The sequence below is a fragment of the Microbacterium sp. EST19A genome (genome assembly GCF_019969685.1).
Classification (GTDB): Bacteria; Actinomycetota; Actinomycetes; order Actinomycetales; family Microbacteriaceae; genus Microbacterium.
Genome location: NZ_JAHXYZ010000001.1, coordinates 881,469 through 901,714 on the forward strand (window position 1 = coordinate 881,469; position 20,246 = coordinate 901,714).

A 20,246-nucleotide genomic window follows, 5' to 3' on the forward strand; every position below is an offset into this window, starting at 1 on the left:
CTCAGTCCACCAGCCTCTCGGAGTTGACGAACTTGAACACGAGAGCCGAGATGGTTCCCAGCACCACGAACAGCAGCAGCGCGGCCGCGATCGAGTAGCCGACGTTCACGTCGTTGCGGAAGTGGTTGAAGATGAAGAGGTTCGGCAGGGTCGTCGAGTCGAGCGGCCCGCCCTGCGTCATCACGAGGGGCAGCTCGAACTGCTGGATCGCGGCGACGAAACCGGTGATGAGCAGGTACAGCATCACGTTCTTCATCTGCGGGATCGTGATGTACGCCGTCTTCTGCCCCCAGTTCGCGCCCTCCATCGCGGCGGCCTCGTAGTACTCGGTGGGGATGTCGACCATGGCCGCGACCATGATCAGCGACGTGAGTCCCATGCCCAGCCAGATGGCGGGGACGGCGACCGCGAGCAGCGCCCACTTGGGATCGCCGATCCACGCGATCGGGTCGATGCCGAAGATGCCGAGGAAGGCGTTCAGCAGGCCTCCGGAGTAGTTGTAGATCAGCACGAAGATGATCGACGTGATGACGGCGGAGATGATCGTCGGGATGTAGATGCTGACCTTGAGCACGCTCGCGGCCCGGCGCGACACCGCGACCACGAGGCTGGCGAACAGGAAGGCCAGGATCAGCATCGGCGGCACGGTCATCACGACGAAGAGGAAACCGCGTCCGATGGTCGCGATGAACAGCGGATCCTTCAGCACGTTGGCGTAGTTGCGGATGCCGACGAACTCCGGATCCTTATAGAAGCTCCAGTCCTGGAAGGACAGGAATCCGGCGTAGATGGCCGGCCAGATCACGAAGATCCCCAGCAGCACCACCAGCGGCACCAGGAACCAGTAGGCGGTCTTGTTGTCGCGGTACTTGTACCGGTTCTGCCTTTGCCGGGCCTCCCGGCGTTCCTGCACAGCCTGACTGGCCATATCCACCTCGTCGCGATCTCAGGGCGACGCTGTTCGGGGACCGGGAGCCCCGGCCCCCGAACAGCGAGCGATGTCAGTTCTTGGGCGCCTTGTCGGGCAGCCCGTCACGGTCGATGACCGTCTGGATCGCGGCGTTGGCCGTGTTGATCGCGTCGTCCACCGATGCGGAGCCCTTCATCACGGACTCCATCGCGGTGCCGACGGCGAGGTTGACATCCCACGGGTAGAGGGAGCCCGCGATGGCCTCGGGGGCGATGTCGTCGACGATGATGCTCGACCACGGGGCGTCTGCGGCCTCCTGGCTCGCGGCGACGGCATCCTGCACCGACTGGCGCACGGGAACCTTGGTGAACTGGGTGTCGACGAAGAACGGCACGAGGTTCTCCGGGTCGCCGGCGATCGACCACTCGAGGAACTTTCCGGCGGCCTCCGCGTTCTTGCTCTTGGCGTCGACCACCCAGGTGAAGTTGCCCATCGTGGTGGCGGTGCGGCCATCGGCATCCGGCGAGTTCGGGAACGCGCCGACTCCGGTCTTGGGCAGCAGGTCGGCGTAGTCGGAGCCGATCTCGGACATCATCCACGAGCCGGAGACCTTGAAGGCGACCTTCTGCTGGCCGAAGTCCTCGCCTCCGACGTACGCGGCGAGAGGCTGCTTCGGCATGTAGCCCTTGTCCCACAGCTCCTTGTACTGCTCCATCAGCGCGCGGTAGCCGTCGTTGTCGATGTCGGGCTTGGCCCAGTCGTCGCTGAGGGCGAGGTGACCGCTGAAGTTCCACTGCTGGCCGACGGTGGACCAGGCCATGGTCACGGCATCCTGTGCCGGCGAGATGCAGTACTGGCCGTCGGCGAGCGTCGGCTGGATCTTCGCGCAGGCGGCGAGGAGGTCGTCCCAGGTCTCGGGAGCGGCGGAGGAGTCGACGCCCGCGGCGTCGAGCATGTCGGTGTTCCAGAACAGCACGGTCTGCGGCTCGAGCAGCAGCGGGTACGCGTAGTGCGTGCCGTCGACCTCGGAGATCGACGTCGCGTTGTCGAGGATCTCGCCGATGGCCTCTTTCGAGACGATCGAGTCGAGCTCGTGCACCGAACCGGCGTTGACCAGGTCGAGCAGGTTGGCGGAGCTCGTGTAGACGTCGGGCGCCTTGCCCGCGGCCTGCGCGGCCTTCATCTTCTGGTCCCACGCGTCGGCAGGGACCTCGGTGTCGACGACCTTGATCTCGTCCTGCGACTTGTTGAACTCCTTGACGATGTTGGCGTACCACTCGTTCTCCACCGGCGTGAAGCTGCGGTGCCAGAACTGGATGGTCGTGACGCCGTCTTCGCCGCCGTCTCCTCCGGCCGTGCCGCCGGGGGTGCCTGCGCCGCACGCGGCGAGCAGGGTGCCGACCGTCAGCGCGCCGAGAGCGGCGATCGCTGTCCGTCGGGTGCGGGTGGTGATTCTCATGGTTCCTCCTCAGGGAACAGACTCCACATCGAGTCGCTGCTGTGCAGGCCGATCGATCCTCAGTGACCGGGTATGCGCCAGAGTAGGCGAAATCGATTTCATGCGCAAGGGAGATCGGCCCTCCGATATTTCAGTCGGCGCGTTCCAGGTCGGCCGAGAACCAGAACACGTTGTACGGATCCCAGAGCGAAAGGGTGAAGTGGATGCGACTCCCGTCCTCTGTGACGTACCGCGGATTCAGGTACGGCGAGTACAGTCCCGGGTACTCCGATCCGGGCACGAGTTCGAGCGGATCTCCCCACGGCCCCCAGGGCGTGATGCCCTCGCGGATGTAGGCGCTCCCGGCATCCGAATACGTCATGATCCAGCGCTCGAGGTAGGTCGACCACATCACCGAGAGCTCCCCGATGGTGCCCTCGACGATCGTCTCCGCATCGGCCATGTCGTCGCTCCAGCGCGGCTCCTGGCCGTCCAGTCCGGCGAAATACGAGTACGACGACTGGTCCTCCACCGCGGCCTCGGTGGCGCGCACGCGCATCAGCTGCACGCTGCCGAACCGGCCCGAGGGGATGGACCAGAAGTAGATCCAGTCCTCGCCGCCGTCGGTGACCTGTGCCGTCGCGAACTGGATGAAGTTCGAGTCTCCGGGCCACTCGACGCCGTCGACGGGATCCCAGGTCTTTCCGCCGTCCCGCGAGACGATGAGCGCCGAGCGGTTCGCATCCCAGGCGCCGGGCTCGCCCCAGAACTTCACGGACATGTACGAGACGTAGATCGTCTCGCCGATCGCGAAGCCGTATGTCGGGATCTTCGTGACCTCGCCACCGGCCCCGTTCGCGTCGTGATCGCCCTCGACGAGCGCGGCGGCGAGACCGATGTCATCCTCCACCCACCCCTCGAAGTCGATGCCGTCGGTCGGGTCGTCGTCGGTGGTCCAGGCGGCGACGTTCGACCTCCAGAAGCCGCCCTGGCCGCCGATCGACTCGGGATCCCGCTCGCCGAAGGTGTCTCCGAAGAGGAAGAACGTCTTGTCCCCGACATTCACCATCGACCCGAGGTCCGTGCCGGCCACCGAGACGGATGCCGTGTCGTTCATGGCATCGGGACCGGTGAGCTGCGCGATCTCGGTGAGGTCGGTCACACCCTCCAGCACGAACGGCTTGTCGGGGTTCGTGTCGACGCTCACCCCTCCCCCTCCCGCACAGCCGGCGAGACCTCCGGCCAGGATGACGGATGCCGCGAGGGCGGCGTGACGGAACGGGGCTCGACGGGGACCTCTGCGACGGTGCATGATCCCGAATCTAGCGAAATCGATTTCAGAGCACTAGTGTCTTCGGCATGCCTCTCTCCTCCGATCACCGGTGGCTTCAGCCATCCGGCGCTCCCAACGACGAGCCCCGCTCGGGACACGTCGACGGCATCCAGATCGGCATCCCGCCGATCCCCGGCCCTCGCGGCCTGCTCCGTGTCTTCACGCCCTATCTCGATCATCCCCGCGAGCGGCTGGTCAACTTCATCGCCGTCGAGCCGATCCCGCGGGGCGAGACCCTGCGCGGATTCTCCGAGCTCGAGCCGAGCACCCTCGATCCGGGTGAGCGCGGCAAGCGCTTCTGGTCCGCGGACGACGCGGATGCCGCCGAGCGAGGAGCGGGCGATGCCCCGGCCCGCGGCACGACGGAGGTCGTCGACGGGGTGGAGACCCTGACCGTGTGGATCGGCGTCGAGCGCTTCGACAACGCGGCGGACGTCCGCGTGCGTGTGCGGTTCTTCGCCGATCGCCCGCACGAGGTGGAGGTTGCCGGGTTCGCGAACGCTACGTCAGCCCCGCTGTCGCACCTGATCCTCACGGCGACGATGGGCAACTGGGCGCGGCTGCGCCGGCTGCACCTCGCCGATCGCGTCGTGACCGCCGGCGAGCTCTGGCCGGACTTCTCCGGCACCGCGTTCGCCGAGCATGCGCGCTTCCCGCTGTCCGAGCTCTCCCGCGACGGGGATGCGGCAGTCGTGAGCGCGACCGGCGACGAGGAGGATCCGTGGTCGGTCGAGTACGCCGCCGACACGGCGGAGCACTGGCGCTTCCTCGGTCGTCGTGCCGTGCAGACGTGGCGCGTCGACGACCCGCATCCCGAGCTCGAGGCGGTGGTCAACGCCCGCTGGTCGTACTGGGCGAGCGCGTCGCCGATCCCCGGCGGCCCCGCCTACGAGAACTTCGAGATCATCGAGCCGTTCCGCCAGGGTGCGGCGTTCCGGTTCTCGGTCGAGGAGGTCTGACCAGCGCCCCTGAGACCGGAGCTCAGGTCAGTCGCTACCGCGCGGGTCCCACAGCACGACCTCGGTCGCTCGGCGGATGCGACGGCCCGACGGCATCGGAACGACGCCCGTGGAACCGGCGGCGAACACGCGCACGCCGGGGCGGTTCTCGCGCTCGGCGCGCAGGGCGGCTTCGAGCTGGGCGACTGTGCCGCGCAGCATCCGATTCTCATCTTCGAGGTCGAGGACGCGTGCGATCGCCGGGAGGCTCACACCTTCGGACGAGAGTTGGGCGACCTCGCGGAGCTGCTCGATGTTACGGGTGGAATAGCGCCGTGAGCCACCGGAGGTGCGGCCGGGCACGACGAGGCCGATGCGGTCGTACTGCCGCAGAGTCTGCGGGTGCATGCCCGCGAGTTCGGCGGCCACAGCGATCGCGAACACCGGGGTGTCGGCGTCGATGCCTCGTTCAGCCACGGATGCCCACCTCCCCGGTGTTCGCGTTCGTCATCGCGATCATGATCAGCGACGGGCCTTCGCCATCAGCTCGGCCCGCGGGTTCTCCTTGGGCTCGAGCTCCTGGAACTTCAGCAGCGCTTCTCGCGCGGCGTCGTCGAGGTGCGTCGGCACGGCGACCTGGAGCTCGGCGAGCAGATCGCCGGTGCCCTTCGAGGTCGCGACGCCCCGCCCCTTCACCCGCAGCACCCGCCCGGAGGGGGTGCCGGGTGCGACACGGAGCTTGACCACGTCGCCGCCGAGTGTCGGCACCTCGATGGTCGCGCCGAGGGTCGCCTCGGTGAACGTCACCGGCACGACGACGCGCAGGTTGAGTCCATCGCGGGTGAAGACCGGATGCGGACGCACCGCGATCTGCACGACGATGTCGCCGGTCTCGCCGCCGTCCGGCGAAGGGCGACCCCGCCCGCGCAGACGGATCTTCTGACCGTCGGCGACTCCCGCGGGGATCTTCACCTTGAACGGCTTGCCGTCTTCGCCCTGCAGGGAGATCGTCTCGCCCTGCACCGCTGTGATGAAGTCGAGCGTCGTTCGCGCCGTGACGTCGGCACCGCGCTGTGGGCCGCCGAAGCCGCGGTACCCACCGCTCGGCTGCCCGAAGCGTCCGTTGCCGAACGAGCCGCCCTGACCTTGATTGAACATCGCGAAGATGTCTTCGAAGTCGGCGGACTGCCCGCGCCCCTGCTGGCCGAACCGGCTGAACACGTCTTCGAAACCGCCGGCGCCCGCGCCGCCCGCAGTGAAGCGGGCGCCAGACCCCATCGCACGGATCTCGTCGTATTCCTTGCGCTGCTCGGCGTCGGAGAGCACCGAGTACGCCTCGCTGATCTCCTTGAACTTCGCCTCGGCCGCAGCATCTCCCTGATTGGAATCCGGGTGATACTTGCGTGCCAGCTTGCGATAGGTCTTCTTGAGATCGGCGTCGCTGACGTCTTTCGAGACCCCGAGGGTCTTGTAGAAGTCCTTATCGAACCAATCCTGGCTGGCCATCGATCACCTACTCGGCAGGGACAGCGACGACGACCTTCGCGGGACGCAGCTCGATGTCACCGAGGCGGTAGCCCACCTCGACGACTTCGAGCACCGTGGTCTTGGTGACGCCCGGCGTGGGCTGCTGGAAGATCGCCTCGTGGCGCTGAGGGTCGAATTCCTCGCCCTTCTCGCCGTAGGAGACGACACCGAGACGCTCCACGGCCACGCGCACCTTGTCGGCGATCACGGCGAAGGGCGTGCCTTCGACGAGGTCGCCGTGCTGGGCGGCGCGGTCGAGGTCGTCGAGCACCGGGATGAGGCCCTTGGCGGCCTCGCCCTTCGCACGGTCGGCCTCGATCTGACGCTGCTCTTCGGTGCGGCGGCGGTAGTTGGCGTACTCGGCCTGCAGACGCTTGAGGTCGTTCAGCAGGGTGGACTCGAGGTCGGCGAGCACGGCGTCTTCCGCCGCGGCCTCACCGGTCTGCGTGGCACCGAGGATGTCGTCGACCGTGAGGTCGTCGTCAGAGCCCTCGGCTGCGGCGGCCTCGGTGGAGTCGGGGTTCTGCGGCTGGGGGCCGGACGCGTTCGCGTCCGACCCCTCTTCCGGAACCCCGGCGTTGTCGTCGAAGTTCTTGTCCGTCATGATTACTTCTTGTCTTCCTCGTCGTCGACGACCTCGGCGTCGATGACATCCTCGTCGGAGGAGGTGTCATCGGCCGTCGGGGCCTCGCCGTCGGTGGGGGCGCCGGCTGCGGCATCCGCCTGGGACGTCGCGTAGATCGCCTCGCCGAGCTTGCCCTGCGACTCGTTCAGCTTGTCGAACGCGGTCTTCACGGCGTCGTCGTCCTCGCCGGCGAGAGCCGTCTTGAGGGCGTCGACGTCGGCCTGGACCGACTCCTTGACGTCGGCCGGCAGCTTGTCCTCGTTGTCCTTGATCAGCTTGTCGATCGAGTAGGCGAGGGTCTCGGCCTGGTTGCGGACCTCGGCGGCCTCACGGCGCTTCTTGTCTTCGGCCGCGTTCTCCTCGGCCTCGCGCACCATGCGGTCGATGTCTTCCTTGGACAGCGACGAGCCGCCCGTGATCGTCATCGACTGCTCCTTGCCGGTGCCCTTGTCCTTGGCGGAGACGTGCACGATGCCGTTGGCGTCGATGTCGAAGGTGACCTCGACCTGCGGGATGCCGCGGGGGGCCGGGGCGATGCCGGTCAGCTCGAACGTGCCGAGCGGCTTGTTGTCGCGGGTGAAGTCGCGCTCGCCCTGGAAGACCTGGATCGCGACGGACGGCTGGTTGTCGTCTGCCGTGGTGAAGGTCTCGCTGCGCTTGGTCGGGATGGCCGTGTTGCGCTCGATGAGCTTGGTCATCATGCCGCCCTTGGTCTCGATTCCGAGGCTCAGCGGGGTGACGTCGATGAGCAGCACGTCCTTGCGCTCACCCTTGAGGACACCGGCCTGCAGGGCGGCGCCGACGGCGACGACCTCATCCGGGTTGACGCCCTTGTTGGCTTCCTTGCCGGCCTCGCGCTTGACGAGTTCGGCGACGGCGGGCATACGCGTCGATCCACCGACGAGCACGACGTGCGCGATGTCGGCGACCTTGATGCCGGCTTCGCGGATGACGTCTTCGAACGGCTTCTTGGTGCGGTCGAGGAGGTCCTTCGTGAGGTCCTCGAACTTCGCGCGCGTGATGGTCTCGCTCAGCGACACCGGGCCCGAGTCGGTCAGCGACAGGTACGGCAGGTTGATGCTGGTCGACGTCGAGGAGGAGAGCTCCTTCTTCGCCTGCTCCGCAGCCTCCTTCAGACGCTGCAGGGCGATCTTGTCGCCCGAGACGTCGACACCCGTGGTCTCCTTGAACTGCTTGATCAGGAAGTCGACGAGACGCTGGTCCCAGTCGTCGCCGCCGAGGCGGTTGTCACCGGCGGTCGAGCGCACCTGGATGGTCGAGAAGTCGTCGTCCTTACCCACCTCGAGGAGGGAGACGTCGAACGTTCCGCCACCGAGGTCGAAGACCAGGATGAGCTCGTCTTCCTTGCCACGGTCGAGACCGTAGGCGAGGGCCGCGGCGGTCGGCTCGTTGATGATGCGCAGGACGTTGAGGCCCGCGATCTCGCCGGCCTCCTTCGTGGCCTGGCGCTCGGCGTCGTTGAAGTACGCGGGGACCGTGATGACCGCGTCGGTCACCGTGTCGCCGAGGTACGACTCGGCGTCGCGCTTGAGCTTCATGAGGATGCGCGCGGAGATCTCCTGCGGCGTCCACTTCTTGCCGTCGACGTCGAAGCTCCAGTCGGTGCCCATGTGGCGCTTGACGGAAGAGATCGTCCGGTCGACGTTGGTGACGGCCTGGCGCTTGGCGGTCTCGCCGACCAGCACCTCGCCGTCTTTGGTGAAGGCGACCACCGACGGGGTGGTGCGGAAGCCCTCGGCGTTGGCGATGACCTTGGGCTCGCCGCCCTCGAGGACGCTGACGACGGAGTTGGTGGTTCCGAGGTCGATACCGACAGCACGTGCCATGTGTTTTCTCCTTTGTTGGAAGTTCGTTCTGGTGGGGAAATCTGCGGCGATCAGGAAACCTGAGTCGCGATGACTCAACTGTACCCCGAGGGTCCATCGGTGTCAAAACAAAGTTGATATGAATCGGCTCAACTTTGTCGACGGAGAGTTATCCACAGGGCGGATCAGGCGGATGCTGCGCATGCCTAGGCTCCCTGACCATGACTTCACGTACCCGCCGATCGGCCACCATGCCCGCCGTGCTCGCTCTCGTGCTCACCTTCTCGAGCGGATGCTCGTCCCCGCCGGTCGCCCGCGAGGCAGGGAGCGCGGCCGCGCGTCCGTCAGCGGATCCGACGTCGACCTCGCAGGCCGGGTCCCTCCTGAGCGACGTCACGTTCGCCGAGGGGGCGACGCTGGATCCGCGCACGGACATCAGCTGGGGTGACGGGCTCGTCGCCGACGAGGGGTGGCGCGCCCAGCTCTCGCAGCATCCGGGTCGCTGGTCGTATGTGAACACCGCGGGAACATGCACGGCGTCGTTCCGCGGAGGGGTCCTCGGCGAGGCGAACGGGATGGATGACCGGGAAGCGACCGACGCCCTCATCGCGTATCAGTCCGGCGACGACTTCCTCGGGGCGGACTTTCTCTCGGACGGCGTGTTCGTGCGGTACGGATCCAGCGACTCAAGCGTGGAGCACCGTCAGTTCAGCTACACGGTCAACGAGTTCGGATACTTCATGGCGGCTCGGGCCTTCGTCCAGGCCGACTATTCGGTGTGGGTGATCGTGACATGCGAGGGAGAGCCGGTCGGCCCTGTCGCGCAGGAGGTGCTGTCGAAGAACGTCATCGCCGTCGAAGCTCCGGAGGAGTGACGCGGTCGCATTCCGCGGACGGTTCAGCCGCGCGCCGACCTCAGAAGCGGGTTTGCTCAGAAGGGAGCGGGGGTGTCGTCCTCGGTGAAGGTGACGGTGTTCGGGGGCGGGGGTCTGTCGATGTAGGTCTGGCCGGTGGGGCTGGTCCAGGCGTAGAGCCCGTCGGCGAGGGGCTCGACATGCCAGGGGGTGTGGTGTTTGAGGACGTGGTGTCGGCGGCAGAGGTGGCCGAGGTTCTCGACGGTGGTCCCGCCGCCGAGAGCCGCGTCGTGGTGGTGGTCGATGTCGCAGTCCTGCGGTGGATACCCGCAGGTGGGGAACCGGCATCGTTGGTCTCGTGCCCTGAGGTGTCTTCTGAGGTCTGCGGTCGGCCGGTAGCGGTCGACGGCGAGGAGTGCCCCGGTGAAGGGGTGGGTGAGGAGGCGATCCCATCCGGAAGCCGCGCCCGCCAGGCGGCGGGCCGTATCAGGGTCGATCGGGATGCACCCGTTCAGCTCCGCCGGGGTCGTGCCCCGACCCATGAGAGTGGTAGCGGGGACGGTGATCGAGACGTTCGCGGTGATCGCGGCGAGCATCCCGCCCGCGGTGTCATGTCCGGCCGGGGCCCCGGTGAGAAGGAGGTCGAGGGCGAGGTCAGCCCGGATCTGACCGAGGGCGCGAGGGTCCTTCGCGGCGGTGGCACCGGCGTCGGCAGCGGCGCGCCCGGCGTCCCCGCCCTCGGCGGGACCGGCCCCACTTGCGTCATCTCCTGCGGTCCACGCGGCATCCGCGCCCGGCCCGAACGCGCTCTCGCGTGCCGAAGCTGCAGCATCCGTGTCGGACCCAGCCGGAGGCGACTGTTCCTGCACAGATTCCGCCATCTGAGTCAGCCGGTCGAAGGCTCCGTGGACCAGCGCGGCCGGGCCGCGCATTCCGAGCTCTGCCATCCCGTCGGCGAGGTCTTTCACCCACACACCGCGCTTCTTGCGGGCATCCTTGTGACGTTCCTCGATCGGACGAGCCTGGAAACGCTCTGCGACCCGACGGGCCCGCCGTGCGACCCGGTTCGCGGACTCCGTCTCTGCGAACCCGACCATCTCCGCCGAATACGCATCTCGATCCACCGCATCCTCGAGATGCTCCGCGGCGTCGCAGATCACTCGGGCATGACCGGCACTGATCCGCCCGGCGCCCTGCGCCTGCCACACCAACGGGAAACGCTCCACCCGCCAGGAAGCTTCGGTCATGCGTCGCTGCAGCGTCCGATCCGACACGCGCAACGCGGCCGCGAATTCCGCCGCCACCGTCCGCAACGCCAGATCCGCCTCATCGACCGAATCGGCCTGCCCTGCGACCTCGACCGCCAGCCGCGACCCGACCGCGAGGAACCCATCGCGCACCGCCTGCATGCTGCTGATCGTGCGCTCGACCTCGACGAGCATCTCGGTGACCGCACCCAGTGCACCCACCTGCTCGATCGTCGCGTTCGCCAACCCCGTCATACCCTTACTCAACCACGGGCCACCGACATTCAAACCCCAGATCAGAAGCCGAAAAGCGATACACCGGAATACCGTGCCGCCGGCTCTGAGACCCGCACGGGAGCGGCCGCGTCAGTCACCCCCGAGCGCCCGAGCCCACAGCGATCGATGCGCCCTCACGTATTGCAGCGCCCTCGTCCAGTGCGCCCCATGACCGTCCGCATGCATCGTCGCCCAGGGCTCGACCCCCGTCGATCGAGCGCCCTCCAGAAGAGACAGCATCGCCGCGGTCCGCTCCTCCATCGCGCGAGGGAGCTCACTGCGCATCCGCTCATCCGCGCCGTACCCGTCGACGAGCGCCGCGAGATCCGCAGCCGCGAGCGCGGGGTCGCGCTCGCCGTCGGAGAGAGTGAACGCCTGCGCCGCGTACGACAGATCCCAGAGGCGGGTGCTCGGCGCGGCAGCATCCCAGTCGATGAACACCCACCGCTCCCCGGTGATGAGGTTCCAGGGCGCCAGATCGTTGTGGCACACGACTTCCGCTGCGGGCGCCGGAATCGCCGTGCGCCATATCGCGTCGGACGGCGGCGTATACGTGGCACTCGCATCGTGGATGTCGCGGATCATCCGTCCGACACGGCGAAGATCGTCCCCGGTGAGTCGATCGCCCGCGATGGCGAGTGTCCCGGGTACGAACTCGATGACCTGTCGCCCGTGCTCGTCGCGTCCACGCGGTTCCGGCGCGTCGATCCCCCGATCCCGAAGAGCGCTGACGAAGCCCGCGACGCTCGCCGTCGCATCCGTCCACGGCTTTCGCACCGTGTCGCCGACGCGCACCACGGTGCCGCTCGCGTTCCCGCCCGCCAGAACCTCTTCGTCCACCCGACGACGTTACCCCGGAGCAGACGCCTGCGCTGCGGGCTCGAGCACCCGCCGCACAGCACCGCGCGCGAGCATCAGCACGACGATGAGCAGGGTCACGAGGAAGAACCCGCCGAGGTACACGGCGTCACCGAAGAGCAGGTCGACCAGCTCGAGAACCAGGAACTTGCTGCCCGGCATGATGAGCAGCAGCACCACGACTCCGACCGCTCGCCGCGCCGTTCCGGCATCCGAACGGATGCGCACGATCGCCTTCTTCTTCACCCAGGCCACGATCTCGAGCACGACCTTCAGCAGGATCGCCGTCAGCAGGCTCAGGAGGAAAGACTCCGAGATCACCGCCGGGAACAGCTGACTGAACGTGGCCAGCACGACCAGGTACACGAAGACGTCGACCAGGTCGATGGCGCGGAGCCGCATGCGGCCGAGTATAGTGAGCGACAGCATCCGGTCGGCGGGCTAAAGGTTCTTGCCCCCGCGGTACCGCGCTGCCGGATGCCGCTCGGGCAGGCGCGGCCCCTCGCCGAAGATCCGCTCCCGCAGGGTCTCCCCCGGCACGTACGCTTCGCGCATCCGACCGCGCCGACGCAACTCCGGCACCACGAACTCGCCGAAGTCCTTGGCCGTGTCGAACGAGTGGTACTGGCGTAGGTTGATGCCGTCGATGCCGTCGACGTCGAGCCAGCGCTCGATGACGTCCGCCACCTGGGACGGATCGCCGACCGCGAGGAAGCGCGAATCCCACGCCTCGTCCACGGCGCTCGCGAACTGGCTGACGGTCAGGTGCAGCGGGAGTCCTCCGGCGTCGATGACGTCCTGCCGTCCTTCGTGTTCGAGCGCCTCGCGCACCGTGATGTCGGATGGATGCTGCAGCGGATGGAACGGCACGCTCATGTGGATGAACGCCCCCTCGGGGTCGCGGAACGTGCGGTAGTTCTCGTACTTCGCCCGCGCCTCCTCCTCGGTCGGAGCGACGATCACGGTGGCCATCACGACATAGCGGGTGTCTTCCGGTCGCCGGCCGTGGTGCACGCTCTCGTCGCGGATCGCGGCGATGTTGCGCTCCAGCGCTCCCGGCGGACGGTCGGCCGTGAAGAGCACCTCGGCGTGCTGCGCGGCGAACGCGATGCCGGCCTTCGAGGCGGATGCCTGGAACAGCAGCGGCACGCGCTGGCGCGACGGCTCGGACAGGTGCGGACCCGCGACACGGAAGTGCGTGCCGACATGATCGATCGCGCGCACGGCGCCGGGCCGGCTGTAGGTGCCGCCGTCCTTGTCGGCGACGACCGCGTCGTCATCCCACGAGCCCTCCCACAGCTTGTAGAGCACCTCGATGTACTCGGCGGCCATCTCGTAGCGGGTGTCGTGCGGGATCTGGTCGGCGAGACCGAAGTTCCGGGCGGCGTTGGGCAGGTACGAGGTGACGATGTTCCAGCCCACGCGACCGTTCGTCAGGTGGTCGAGCGTCGCCATGCGCCGCGCGAACGCGAACGGCGGCTCGTAGGTCGTCGAGAACGTCACGCCGAATCCGACGTGCTCCGTGACGGCCGCCATCGCGGCCACGAGCAGCAGCGGGTCGATGTTCGGGATCTGCAGCCCGCGCTCGAGCGCCGGCTCGAAGCTGTCGTCGTACACGTCGTAGGCACCCACGACATCGGCGAGGAAGATCGCGTCGAACCCGGCAGCCTCGGCGACCTGCGCGAGCTCGGTCCAATAGGAGATGTCGGCGTACCGCTCGCGCTGGTTGTCGGGCTGCCGCCACAGCCCGTGCGTGATGTGCCCGGGTGTCGCCATCTCGAACAGGTTGACGATGAGCTGCTTGGTCACTTCGCGGCCTCCCCGGACGCCTGGTTGTCCGCCGGCGAAGCCTTCGGCTGCGGCTGGTTGAACAGGGGGAGCACTCCGTTCAGCTCCCAGTCGCCGATCGCGCGCTGTCGCTGCACGGACGGGTTGTGCGTGGCGATCGTACGCGCATTGCGCCAGTGCCGGTCGAGCCCTCGCCCCGTGTCGACGGAAGAGGCACCGCCGACTTCGAACAGCTCGGCCGTCGCCTCGATCACGGTGGGCAGCACGATCTGCTGCGCACGGTAGACGTCGAGCTGCGCCCGCGTGAACGCCTCGGCGTCAGGGGTGCCGTTGCGGTAGCCGTCGAGCGCCGCATCCAGCGAACGCGCCGCCTCGAGCACGGCCGCGCGCGCCGAGAACGCCGCTGACGACAGCTTGCCGACGACGGTCTGCACGAGCGGATCCTCCCGCGGGAACGCCTCTCCCCCGTATCCGAAGATCCGTCGCCGCGGCTGCACGAACGCGACCGCATCGTCGACCGCGGCCCGCCCGATGCCGGCGACGACGCCGAGCAGCACGAGCTGGAAGAACCCCATCAGGTACGGATGCCGGAAACCGTCGTCATCGAGGGCGTACGGTCGCACGAGCTCCGGGTCGACGACCACGTCGGTGAAGGTCGTCGTGCCGCTGCCCGTGAGCCGCTGGCCGAAGCCGGCCCAGTCGTCGATCGACTCGACTCCCGCCGTGGCCGTCGACACGATGATCTGGTGGTCCTCGCCGCGGTAGCGCGCCGACAGGTCGATCCAGTCGGCGTAGATGCTGCCGGTCGTGTAGTACTTGCGACCGTTCAGGCGGAGCACCCCGTCCACCTCTGTCAGCGTCGTCGCCAGGTCGCTCGTCGCGGACTGCTCGGACTGGGCGTTGCCCACCAGGTCGCCCGCGAGCGCCCGGGCGTACCAGGCGTCGCGCCGCGCGGCATCCGGCTCGAAGTTCTGCATCTCGATCACCGCGAGGTGCCCCCGGAAGACGTGCGCCACGTTGGAGTCGGCCGCGGCGAGATCGATCAGCCGCGCGAACAGGGTCGCGAGGTCGACGCCCTCTCCGCCGTGCTCGGTCGGGACGCGGGCACTGCCGAAACCGGCATCCAGCAGCTCCCTCACCTCGGCGCGGGGAAGCTCGCGGTTGCGGTCGCGCTCGGCGGCACCGTCGCGCAGACGCTGGAGGAGTTCAGAGGAAAGGTCAGGCATGGTCTCTCATTTCACGCTGTCATTTCACAGCACCGAGCGACAGCCCGGCGATCAGACGTCGCTGCGACACGACGAAGAGCAGGAGCAGCGGCAGCGAGGTGATCACGGCCAGCGCCATCAGACTGTTCCACTCCGCCGAATATGTCGAGTTCTGCTGCGCGAGCAGTCCGCTGACGGGCAGCACGACGCCCTGCGGCAGGAAGTTGATCGCGTAGACGAACTCGCCCCAGGCGGAGATGAAGACGATGCACACGACGGTCAGGATGCCGTTGCTGAGCAGCGGCACCGTGAGCGAGCGGAAGGTGCGCCAGCGTCCGGCGCCGTCGAGCTCCGCCGCCTCGTAGAGCGCGTTGGGGATGGCCAGCGCGAACGGCCGGAGCAGCATGATCGCGAACGGCAGCAGCAGGGCGATGTCGGCGACGATGAGTCCGCCGAGGCTTCCGAGCAGCTTCCACGAGGCGAGCACGCTGTACAGCGGGATGACCGTCATCGGCTGCGGCACCATCTGCAGCACGAGCAGAGCGGCGAGGAACACCGTGATGACGCGGTTCCATCCCCGCGAGACGCGGCGGGCGAGAGCCGCGGCGGCCGGAACGGCGATGAGCAGGGCGATCACGGTGACGCTCACGGCGATCTGCAGCGACGTGAGGATCGCCCCGACCCCGTCGCCGATCACGTTCGCGTAGGTGTCGAACGTGGGCGTGAAGATGATGCCGTTGGGGTCGGTCAGCACCTGCTGCTTCGTCTTGAACGAGGTCAGCACGATCCACAGCAGCGGCAGCAGGTAGACGAGGCCGAGCACGATCGCGACGATGCGGAACGTGGTGCGGAGGCGGCGGCTGATCATGGCTGCTCCTCCCGACGGACGGCGCGGATGTACGGGACGGCGAAGATCGCCACCGCGAGCATCGACACGAGCGCGATGGTCGCGCCGGTGCTCATCTCGAACCCGGAGAACGCGGTGTTGTAGGCGAGGACCGGGAGCGTGTTCGTCGTGGTGCCCGGGCCGCCCTTGGTCGTGACGTAGAAGAAGTCGAAGCTCTTGAATGCATAGAGCACGGTGAGGATGGCGAGGATGCCGAGCGTCGGTCGCAGCTGCGGCAGCACGATCCTCAGCTGCGTGCGCCAGTACCCGGCACCGTCCAGCGCGGCCGCCTCGAGGAGGTCGTGCGGCACGGCAAGCAGGGCGCCGCGGATCACGAGCACCGAGAACGGCAGCGCGGCCCAGGCGATGATCGCCGTCACCGACCAGAGGGCGAGATCGGGAGAGCTCAGCCAGGCGACGGGAGGGATGCCGAGGGCTTCCAGCGCGCTGTTGATCGGGCCCGTGTCGTTGAGCAGGAATTTGAACGCGCTGCCGGAGACGATCGGGGGCAGAGCCCAGACGAAGACCATCACGGCGAGCACGGTCTCGGTGATGCGTCCGCCGACCGAGAGGATGGAGGCGCCGATGAATCCGAAGACGAAGTTGGATGCCAGCAGCACCACCGCGACGCCGATCGTGCGCGCCAGGGCGAGCCAGATCTCGTCGTCGGAGAGCACGGTGACGAAGTTCTCGAGGCCGATGAACGGCCAGGCGCCGACGATGTTGCTCGGCCCGACATCGCTGAGCGACATCCGGATGAGCACGATCAGCGGATACACGGCGAAGCCCGCAAGCAGCCCGATCGCAGGGACCAGGAACCAGATCGGGGTGCGAGCGAGAGCGCGCGCGAATGCGGGACGCCCGGTCGGGCGCCCCGCATTCACGGCTGGGACGGTGGAGCTCACGAGCAGGTGCCGCCGCCGTCCTCGATCGCGGCCTTGATGTCGGCGATCGCCGCAGCGCTGGCATCCGCCGCCGAGCTCTGCCCGGAGAGGACGCTCGAGACGGCCTCGCCCAGCGCCTTCTGGATGTTGGCGGTGTTCTCGTTCTTCGGCCACGAGCCGGAGGTCTGCGCGGCGGCGACGAACGGCTGCACGGCGACGTTGTCCTTGATGGCGGGGAGCTCGGCGACATCGGCGCGCACCGGGATGGAGCCCGCGATCGTGAAGATCGACTCGCCCGCCTCCGGGGTCAGCACGGCCTCTTCGAGGAACTTCCAGGCGAGGTCCTTCTTGTCGGAGGTCGCTCCGATGCCGAAGCCCTCACCGCCCGGGTAGACGACGCTCGTGCCACCCTCCGGCGCCGGGTACTGCGTCGTGCCGTACTCGAACGTCGCCTCTTCGGCATTGCCCAGCTGCCAGTTGCCGTTGATGCCGAACGCGTACTCGCCGGTGGCGAACTGCTGCCAGGAGTCGTTCTGATCCCAGGTCGCGGTGGCCTGCGGCGTGTAGCCGGCCTTGGCCCAGGTCTCGGCGCGGTCGAATGCAGCCTCCACCTCGGGGCCCTCGAAGTTGCAGTAGTCGATGCCGAGGCCCAGCAGTTCGGGAGCGAACAGCCATGCACCCTCGACGGTCGGTGCGCCGGAGAGCGCGATGCCCTGGAACTTCCCGTCGGCCTTCACGGTCTCGAGGTCGGCCTGCAGCTCGTCGAGAGTGGTCGGCGGGGTGTCGATGCCGACGGCCGAGAGGATGTCCTGGTTGTAGTACAGCCCGATCAGGTTCGTGAACGGGAGCAGGTTGTAGACCTTGTCATCGGTCGACCAGGCCGCGGATTCTCCGAACTGGTCCTTGTCGGCGAAGCCGTCCCAATACTCCGTGAGGTCGGCCGTCACGCCGCCCGCGACCAGCGTCGGGTAGTCGACGACGATGTTGTTGATGAACAGGTCGGGGGTGTCGCCGGTCGCGACCGAGGCCAGGAGCTTCTGGTCCTGCTGGTCGCCGACGGTCTCGACGATGTCGATCTTCACGCCCGGGTTGTTCTTCTCGAACTCGTCGGCCTGGGCCTGCAGCCAGTCGGCCTGCGTGCCCTGGTAGTAGCTCCAGAAGGTCAGCGTCTTGTCGTCGTCGCCGCCTCCGGAGCCGGTTCCGTCGGAGATGGCGCAGGCGCTGAGGCCGAAGGCCAGGCCCGCCGTGATGATGAGCGCGCCGGCGCGCCGTGCTCGGGAAGTGTGCATGAGGGGTCCTCGGGGGTACGGGGAAAGCGATCCGGCCGGAGTGGCCGCGTTTGCACGCTAGTGAATCGTTTCGTACGCCCGCGACCCCGCCCGACACAGAGCGTCATGCTCCGATATATCGGCGCACCGAGCTGAGTCGTTTCGCGCGAGGAGTTGAGCAGGGCTGCCCATCCCGCACTGCCGGGCCCGGAGCTAGGCTGACCGCCATGATGCGCACCTCGCAGGTCTCCCCGCCGTTCCGTCTCGCCGCGGCCGTCGCTCTGGCACTTACCGTGCTGCCGCTCAGCGGGTGCCTGTTCGCACAGATCCCGACCGCTCAGCCGTCGGAGAGCGTGTCGTCCGGCGAGCCCGAGCCCTCAGAGGAACGGTCCGATGAGCCGACCGGCGGTACGACGCTCACCTTCGCCGAAGGCCTCGACCTCACGAGCTCGTCATCCATCGAATGGGGGGACGGTTTTCTGACGGATGACGGCTGGAAGACGGTCACCCCCGACGACGGCAACGGCGGGTGGACCTACGGCACGATCGACGACACGTGCACAGCCCGGTTCTGGCAGGGCCGCATCGCGGATGTTCCGGTCGTGGCAGGCGACGACAGCGCCTCTTCCGATGCGATCCTCGGCGTGCTCCTGAACACGACGACCGCCGACATCACCGCCGTCGCGGACACCGGCGAGTTCAGCTACCAGGTCGGCGGCCACGGTGGCGGCGTCGAGAACCGTCAGGTCATCGGTGAGGACGGCGACCGCACCTGGCTGATGGCGGCGCGCGCCTTCACGCAGACCGGCGTCGGGCTCTACGTGATCGTGGACTGCACGGGCGCGGACGCCGCCGACACGATGGCGCTCGTCAACGAGGCGAACGCGGTCGTCGTCACGCCCTGAGCCCTGCGACGGAGCTCACTTGCCGCCGGGAGGCCCGACCAGCAGCAGGATGACGTAGAGCGCGACGATGCCGACGGCGAGCAGGAGCGCGAGCACGAGAGGCCGGCGCAGGAACCAGCGCATCAGCCGGTCGTACCAGCGGAGATCGCGAGGATCGTCGGTCGCCTCGAGACGCCATGCGCCGTCGAGCCGGCCGGTGCGGTGCAGCCAGATCTCTGTGGGGATCGTCGCGTAGGGGACGATCGCGCTGGCGACCGCGAGGATGCCGACACCGACATGCCAGCGCTGGTTGAGCGCGACCAGCACCGCGGTCGCCGCGTAGGCGAGGAACACGAAACCGTGGATGCCGCCGCCCACCGTGACCACGACTCCGGGCGCACCCACGGCCCGTGCGATGATCGCGGCGATCAGGATCGTCCAGGTGATCGCCTCCGCGATCGCGAGGACTCGGAACAGGCGGTCGGGGGTACGGAACACGGAACTCCTCGGGTGGCGTCCTTCCAGCGTATCCGGGCGCACCGGAATACCCGACCCCGCGAGGGCGTTGGCGAATGCATGGTGGCAGTGGACGCGGACGCGCTCTCGCAGGTGCTCAGCACGGTGGATCTGCGCCTCGGCGTGGCCCGGCGCCTGTCTCTCCCGACCGGCACCCTCCTGCCGATCCCCCACGACACCATCACGCTCGTCTACGTCGCCGAAGGCAGTGTGCACGGGCATCCGCCGCTGAGCGAGGGATGCCGCCTCGACGTCGACCCCGGCTCGCGCCGACTCACGATCGACCCGCAGGGCCGCCGCGACCGTCTCGTCGCGGGCGACGCGTTCCTCCTTCTCGGCGGTTCGCCGTTCGCGCTCGAAGCCGAAGACGACGCGAGTCTGATGGTCATGGACCTCGAGCTGGCGGATGCCGCCTCGACGCTGCGCGCGGTGCTGCCCGAGTTCATCACCGTGACCGGCTTCGACGCCCTGGAGCCGGCCGCTGCGGCACTCGCCGAGAACATGGGGCTGGTCGACCCGGCGTCCTGCGTCCGTCAGGGCGATCCCGTGATCTGCCGGATGATGGCCACGACCGTGCTGCTGTCGGTCATCCGCGCCTGGGCCGCCAACGGCTGCGCACCCCAGGGCTGGCCGTCGCCGGCGAACGACCCGTTCCTGGACCGCGTCGTCGACGCGATCCACGAGGAGCCGGGCCGCGACTGGACCGTCGAGCGTCTCGCCGGCGTGAGCGCGATGTCGCGGTCGACCTTCGCGGAACGGTTCCGCAACGCGATCGGCCGCTCCCCCGCCGACTACGTCACCGAGGTGCGCATCGATGCGGCGAAGCGGATGCTCGAGGCCGGGCGCGCGGTCTCCGAGGTCTCTCGCGAGCTGGGCTACTCCTCGGACGAGGGCTTCAGCCGGGCATTCCGCCGTCGCACGGGCATGACCCCGTCGTCGTGGCGGATGGCGAACCGCACGCCGGTCCCGGCCTGAACCCCGGC

The 20,246-nt window shown here is 68.1% G+C and carries 20 protein-coding genes; 4 read left to right on the forward strand and 16 right to left on the reverse strand.

Going from position 1 to position 20,246, the window contains the following annotated elements:
* Position 1: 1 nt before the first annotated feature.
* The 3 genes from LC452_RS04370 to LC452_RS04380 all read right to left on the reverse strand — a co-directional run bounded on the left by LC452_RS04370 (position 2) and on the right by LC452_RS04380 (position 3,660).
* On the reverse strand, positions 2-928 hold the full coding sequence (locus LC452_RS04370) for a carbohydrate ABC transporter permease (RefSeq protein ID WP_223622805.1): 927 nt from the start codon (positions 926-928) through the stop codon (positions 2-4).
* 73 nt (positions 929-1,001) lie between these two features.
* Entirely contained in the window at positions 1,002-2,369 is a 1,368-nt protein-coding gene (locus LC452_RS04375) for an extracellular solute-binding protein (RefSeq protein WP_223622806.1), read from the reverse strand.
* Between the two features lie 130 nt (positions 2,370-2,499).
* Positions 2,500-3,660, reverse strand: coding sequence for a DUF4185 domain-containing protein (locus LC452_RS04380; RefSeq protein WP_223622807.1), 1,161 nt, complete (start codon positions 3,658-3,660; stop codon positions 2,500-2,502).
* Positions 3,661-3,707: 47 nt separating this feature from the next.
* Between LC452_RS04380 and LC452_RS04385 the strand changes: the two genes are divergently transcribed.
* Complete coding sequence (locus LC452_RS04385) at positions 3,708-4,640, forward strand: hypothetical protein (RefSeq protein ID WP_223622808.1); 933 nt, start codon at positions 3,708-3,710, stop codon at positions 4,638-4,640.
* Between the two features lie 27 nt (positions 4,641-4,667).
* On the opposite strand, the gene LC452_RS04390 is transcribed toward LC452_RS04385, so the two are convergent.
* Genes LC452_RS04390 through dnaK form a run of 4 tightly spaced genes read right to left on the reverse strand, consistent with a single transcriptional unit; the run spans position 4,668 to position 8,618 of the window.
* Positions 4,668-5,096, reverse strand: coding sequence for a heat shock protein transcriptional repressor HspR (locus LC452_RS04390; RefSeq protein ID WP_223622809.1), 429 nt, complete (start codon positions 5,094-5,096; stop codon positions 4,668-4,670).
* 45 nt (positions 5,097-5,141) lie between these two features.
* Positions 5,142-6,125 (reverse strand): DnaJ C-terminal domain-containing protein, encoded by a 984-nt coding sequence (locus LC452_RS04395; protein ID WP_223622810.1) that lies wholly within the window; start codon positions 6,123-6,125, stop codon positions 5,142-5,144.
* A gap of 7 nt (positions 6,126-6,132) precedes the next feature.
* Positions 6,133-6,750: a nucleotide exchange factor GrpE gene (locus LC452_RS04400; RefSeq protein ID WP_223622811.1), complete on the reverse strand. Its 618-nt coding sequence runs from the start codon at positions 6,748-6,750 to the stop codon at positions 6,133-6,135.
* A gap of 2 nt (positions 6,751-6,752) precedes the next feature.
* The gene (gene dnaK, locus LC452_RS04405; RefSeq protein ID WP_223622812.1) at positions 6,753-8,618 is read right to left on the reverse strand and encodes a molecular chaperone DnaK; all 1,866 of its coding nucleotides are present in this window, start codon (positions 8,616-8,618) and stop codon (positions 6,753-6,755) included.
* A gap of 200 nt (positions 8,619-8,818) precedes the next feature.
* On the opposite strand from dnaK, the gene LC452_RS04410 reads away from it, so the two are divergent.
* Positions 8,819-9,472, forward strand: coding sequence for a hypothetical protein (locus LC452_RS04410; protein WP_223622813.1), 654 nt, complete (start codon positions 8,819-8,821; stop codon positions 9,470-9,472).
* Between the two features lie 56 nt (positions 9,473-9,528).
* On the opposite strand, the gene LC452_RS04415 is transcribed toward LC452_RS04410, so the two are convergent.
* The 8 genes from LC452_RS04415 to LC452_RS04450 all read right to left on the reverse strand — a co-directional run bounded on the left by LC452_RS04415 (position 9,529) and on the right by LC452_RS04450 (position 17,884).
* Positions 9,529-10,953 carry an HNH endonuclease signature motif containing protein gene (locus LC452_RS04415; protein ID WP_223622814.1) on the reverse strand — a complete coding sequence of 475 codons (1,425 nt, stop codon included), beginning with the start codon at positions 10,951-10,953 and terminating at the stop codon, positions 9,529-9,531.
* Positions 10,954-11,064: 111 nt separating this feature from the next.
* Entirely contained in the window at positions 11,065-11,814 is a 750-nt protein-coding gene (locus tag LC452_RS04420; RefSeq protein ID WP_223622815.1) for a phosphotransferase, read from the reverse strand.
* Between the two features lie 9 nt (positions 11,815-11,823).
* Positions 11,824-12,234: a hypothetical protein gene (locus LC452_RS04425; RefSeq protein WP_223622816.1), complete on the reverse strand. Its 411-nt coding sequence runs from the start codon at positions 12,232-12,234 to the stop codon at positions 11,824-11,826.
* Between the two features lie 39 nt (positions 12,235-12,273).
* The gene (locus LC452_RS04430; RefSeq protein ID WP_223622817.1) at positions 12,274-13,641 is read right to left on the reverse strand and encodes an NtaA/DmoA family FMN-dependent monooxygenase; all 1,368 of its coding nucleotides are present in this window, start codon (positions 13,639-13,641) and stop codon (positions 12,274-12,276) included.
* A complete protein-coding gene (locus tag LC452_RS04435; protein WP_223622818.1) occupies positions 13,638-14,846 on the reverse strand; it encodes an acyl-CoA dehydrogenase family protein in 1,209 nt (402 codons plus the stop codon). Before LC452_RS04435 ends, LC452_RS04430 begins: the two co-directional genes overlap by 4 nt.
* A gap of 19 nt (positions 14,847-14,865) precedes the next feature.
* Positions 14,866-15,693, reverse strand: a complete 828-nt coding sequence (locus LC452_RS04440) for a carbohydrate ABC transporter permease (protein WP_223622819.1) — start codon at positions 15,691-15,693, stop codon at positions 14,866-14,868.
* Complete coding sequence (locus LC452_RS04445; RefSeq protein WP_223622820.1) at positions 15,690-16,595, reverse strand: carbohydrate ABC transporter permease; 906 nt, start codon at positions 16,593-16,595, stop codon at positions 15,690-15,692. The genes LC452_RS04440 and LC452_RS04445 overlap by 4 nt, the downstream gene beginning before the upstream one ends.
* A gap of 17 nt (positions 16,596-16,612) precedes the next feature.
* Positions 16,613-17,884 (reverse strand): ABC transporter substrate-binding protein, encoded by a 1,272-nt coding sequence (locus LC452_RS04450; protein ID WP_223622821.1) that lies wholly within the window; start codon positions 17,882-17,884, stop codon positions 16,613-16,615.
* 206 nt (positions 17,885-18,090) lie between these two features.
* On the opposite strand from LC452_RS04450, the gene LC452_RS04455 reads away from it, so the two are divergent.
* Positions 18,091-18,768 carry a hypothetical protein gene (locus LC452_RS04455; RefSeq protein ID WP_223622822.1) on the forward strand — a complete coding sequence of 226 codons (678 nt, stop codon included), beginning with the start codon at positions 18,091-18,093 and terminating at the stop codon, positions 18,766-18,768.
* 15 nt (positions 18,769-18,783) lie between these two features.
* Here LC452_RS04455 and LC452_RS04460 read toward each other — a convergent pair whose 3' ends face one another.
* The gene (locus LC452_RS04460) at positions 18,784-19,245 is read right to left on the reverse strand and encodes a DUF3817 domain-containing protein (RefSeq protein ID WP_223622823.1); all 462 of its coding nucleotides are present in this window, start codon (positions 19,243-19,245) and stop codon (positions 18,784-18,786) included.
* A 78-nt stretch (positions 19,246-19,323) separates the two neighbouring features.
* On the opposite strand from LC452_RS04460, the gene LC452_RS04465 reads away from it, so the two are divergent.
* Positions 19,324-20,238, forward strand: coding sequence for a helix-turn-helix domain-containing protein (locus LC452_RS04465; RefSeq protein WP_223622824.1), 915 nt, complete (start codon positions 19,324-19,326; stop codon positions 20,236-20,238).
* The last annotated feature ends 8 nt before the right edge of the window (positions 20,239-20,246 follow it).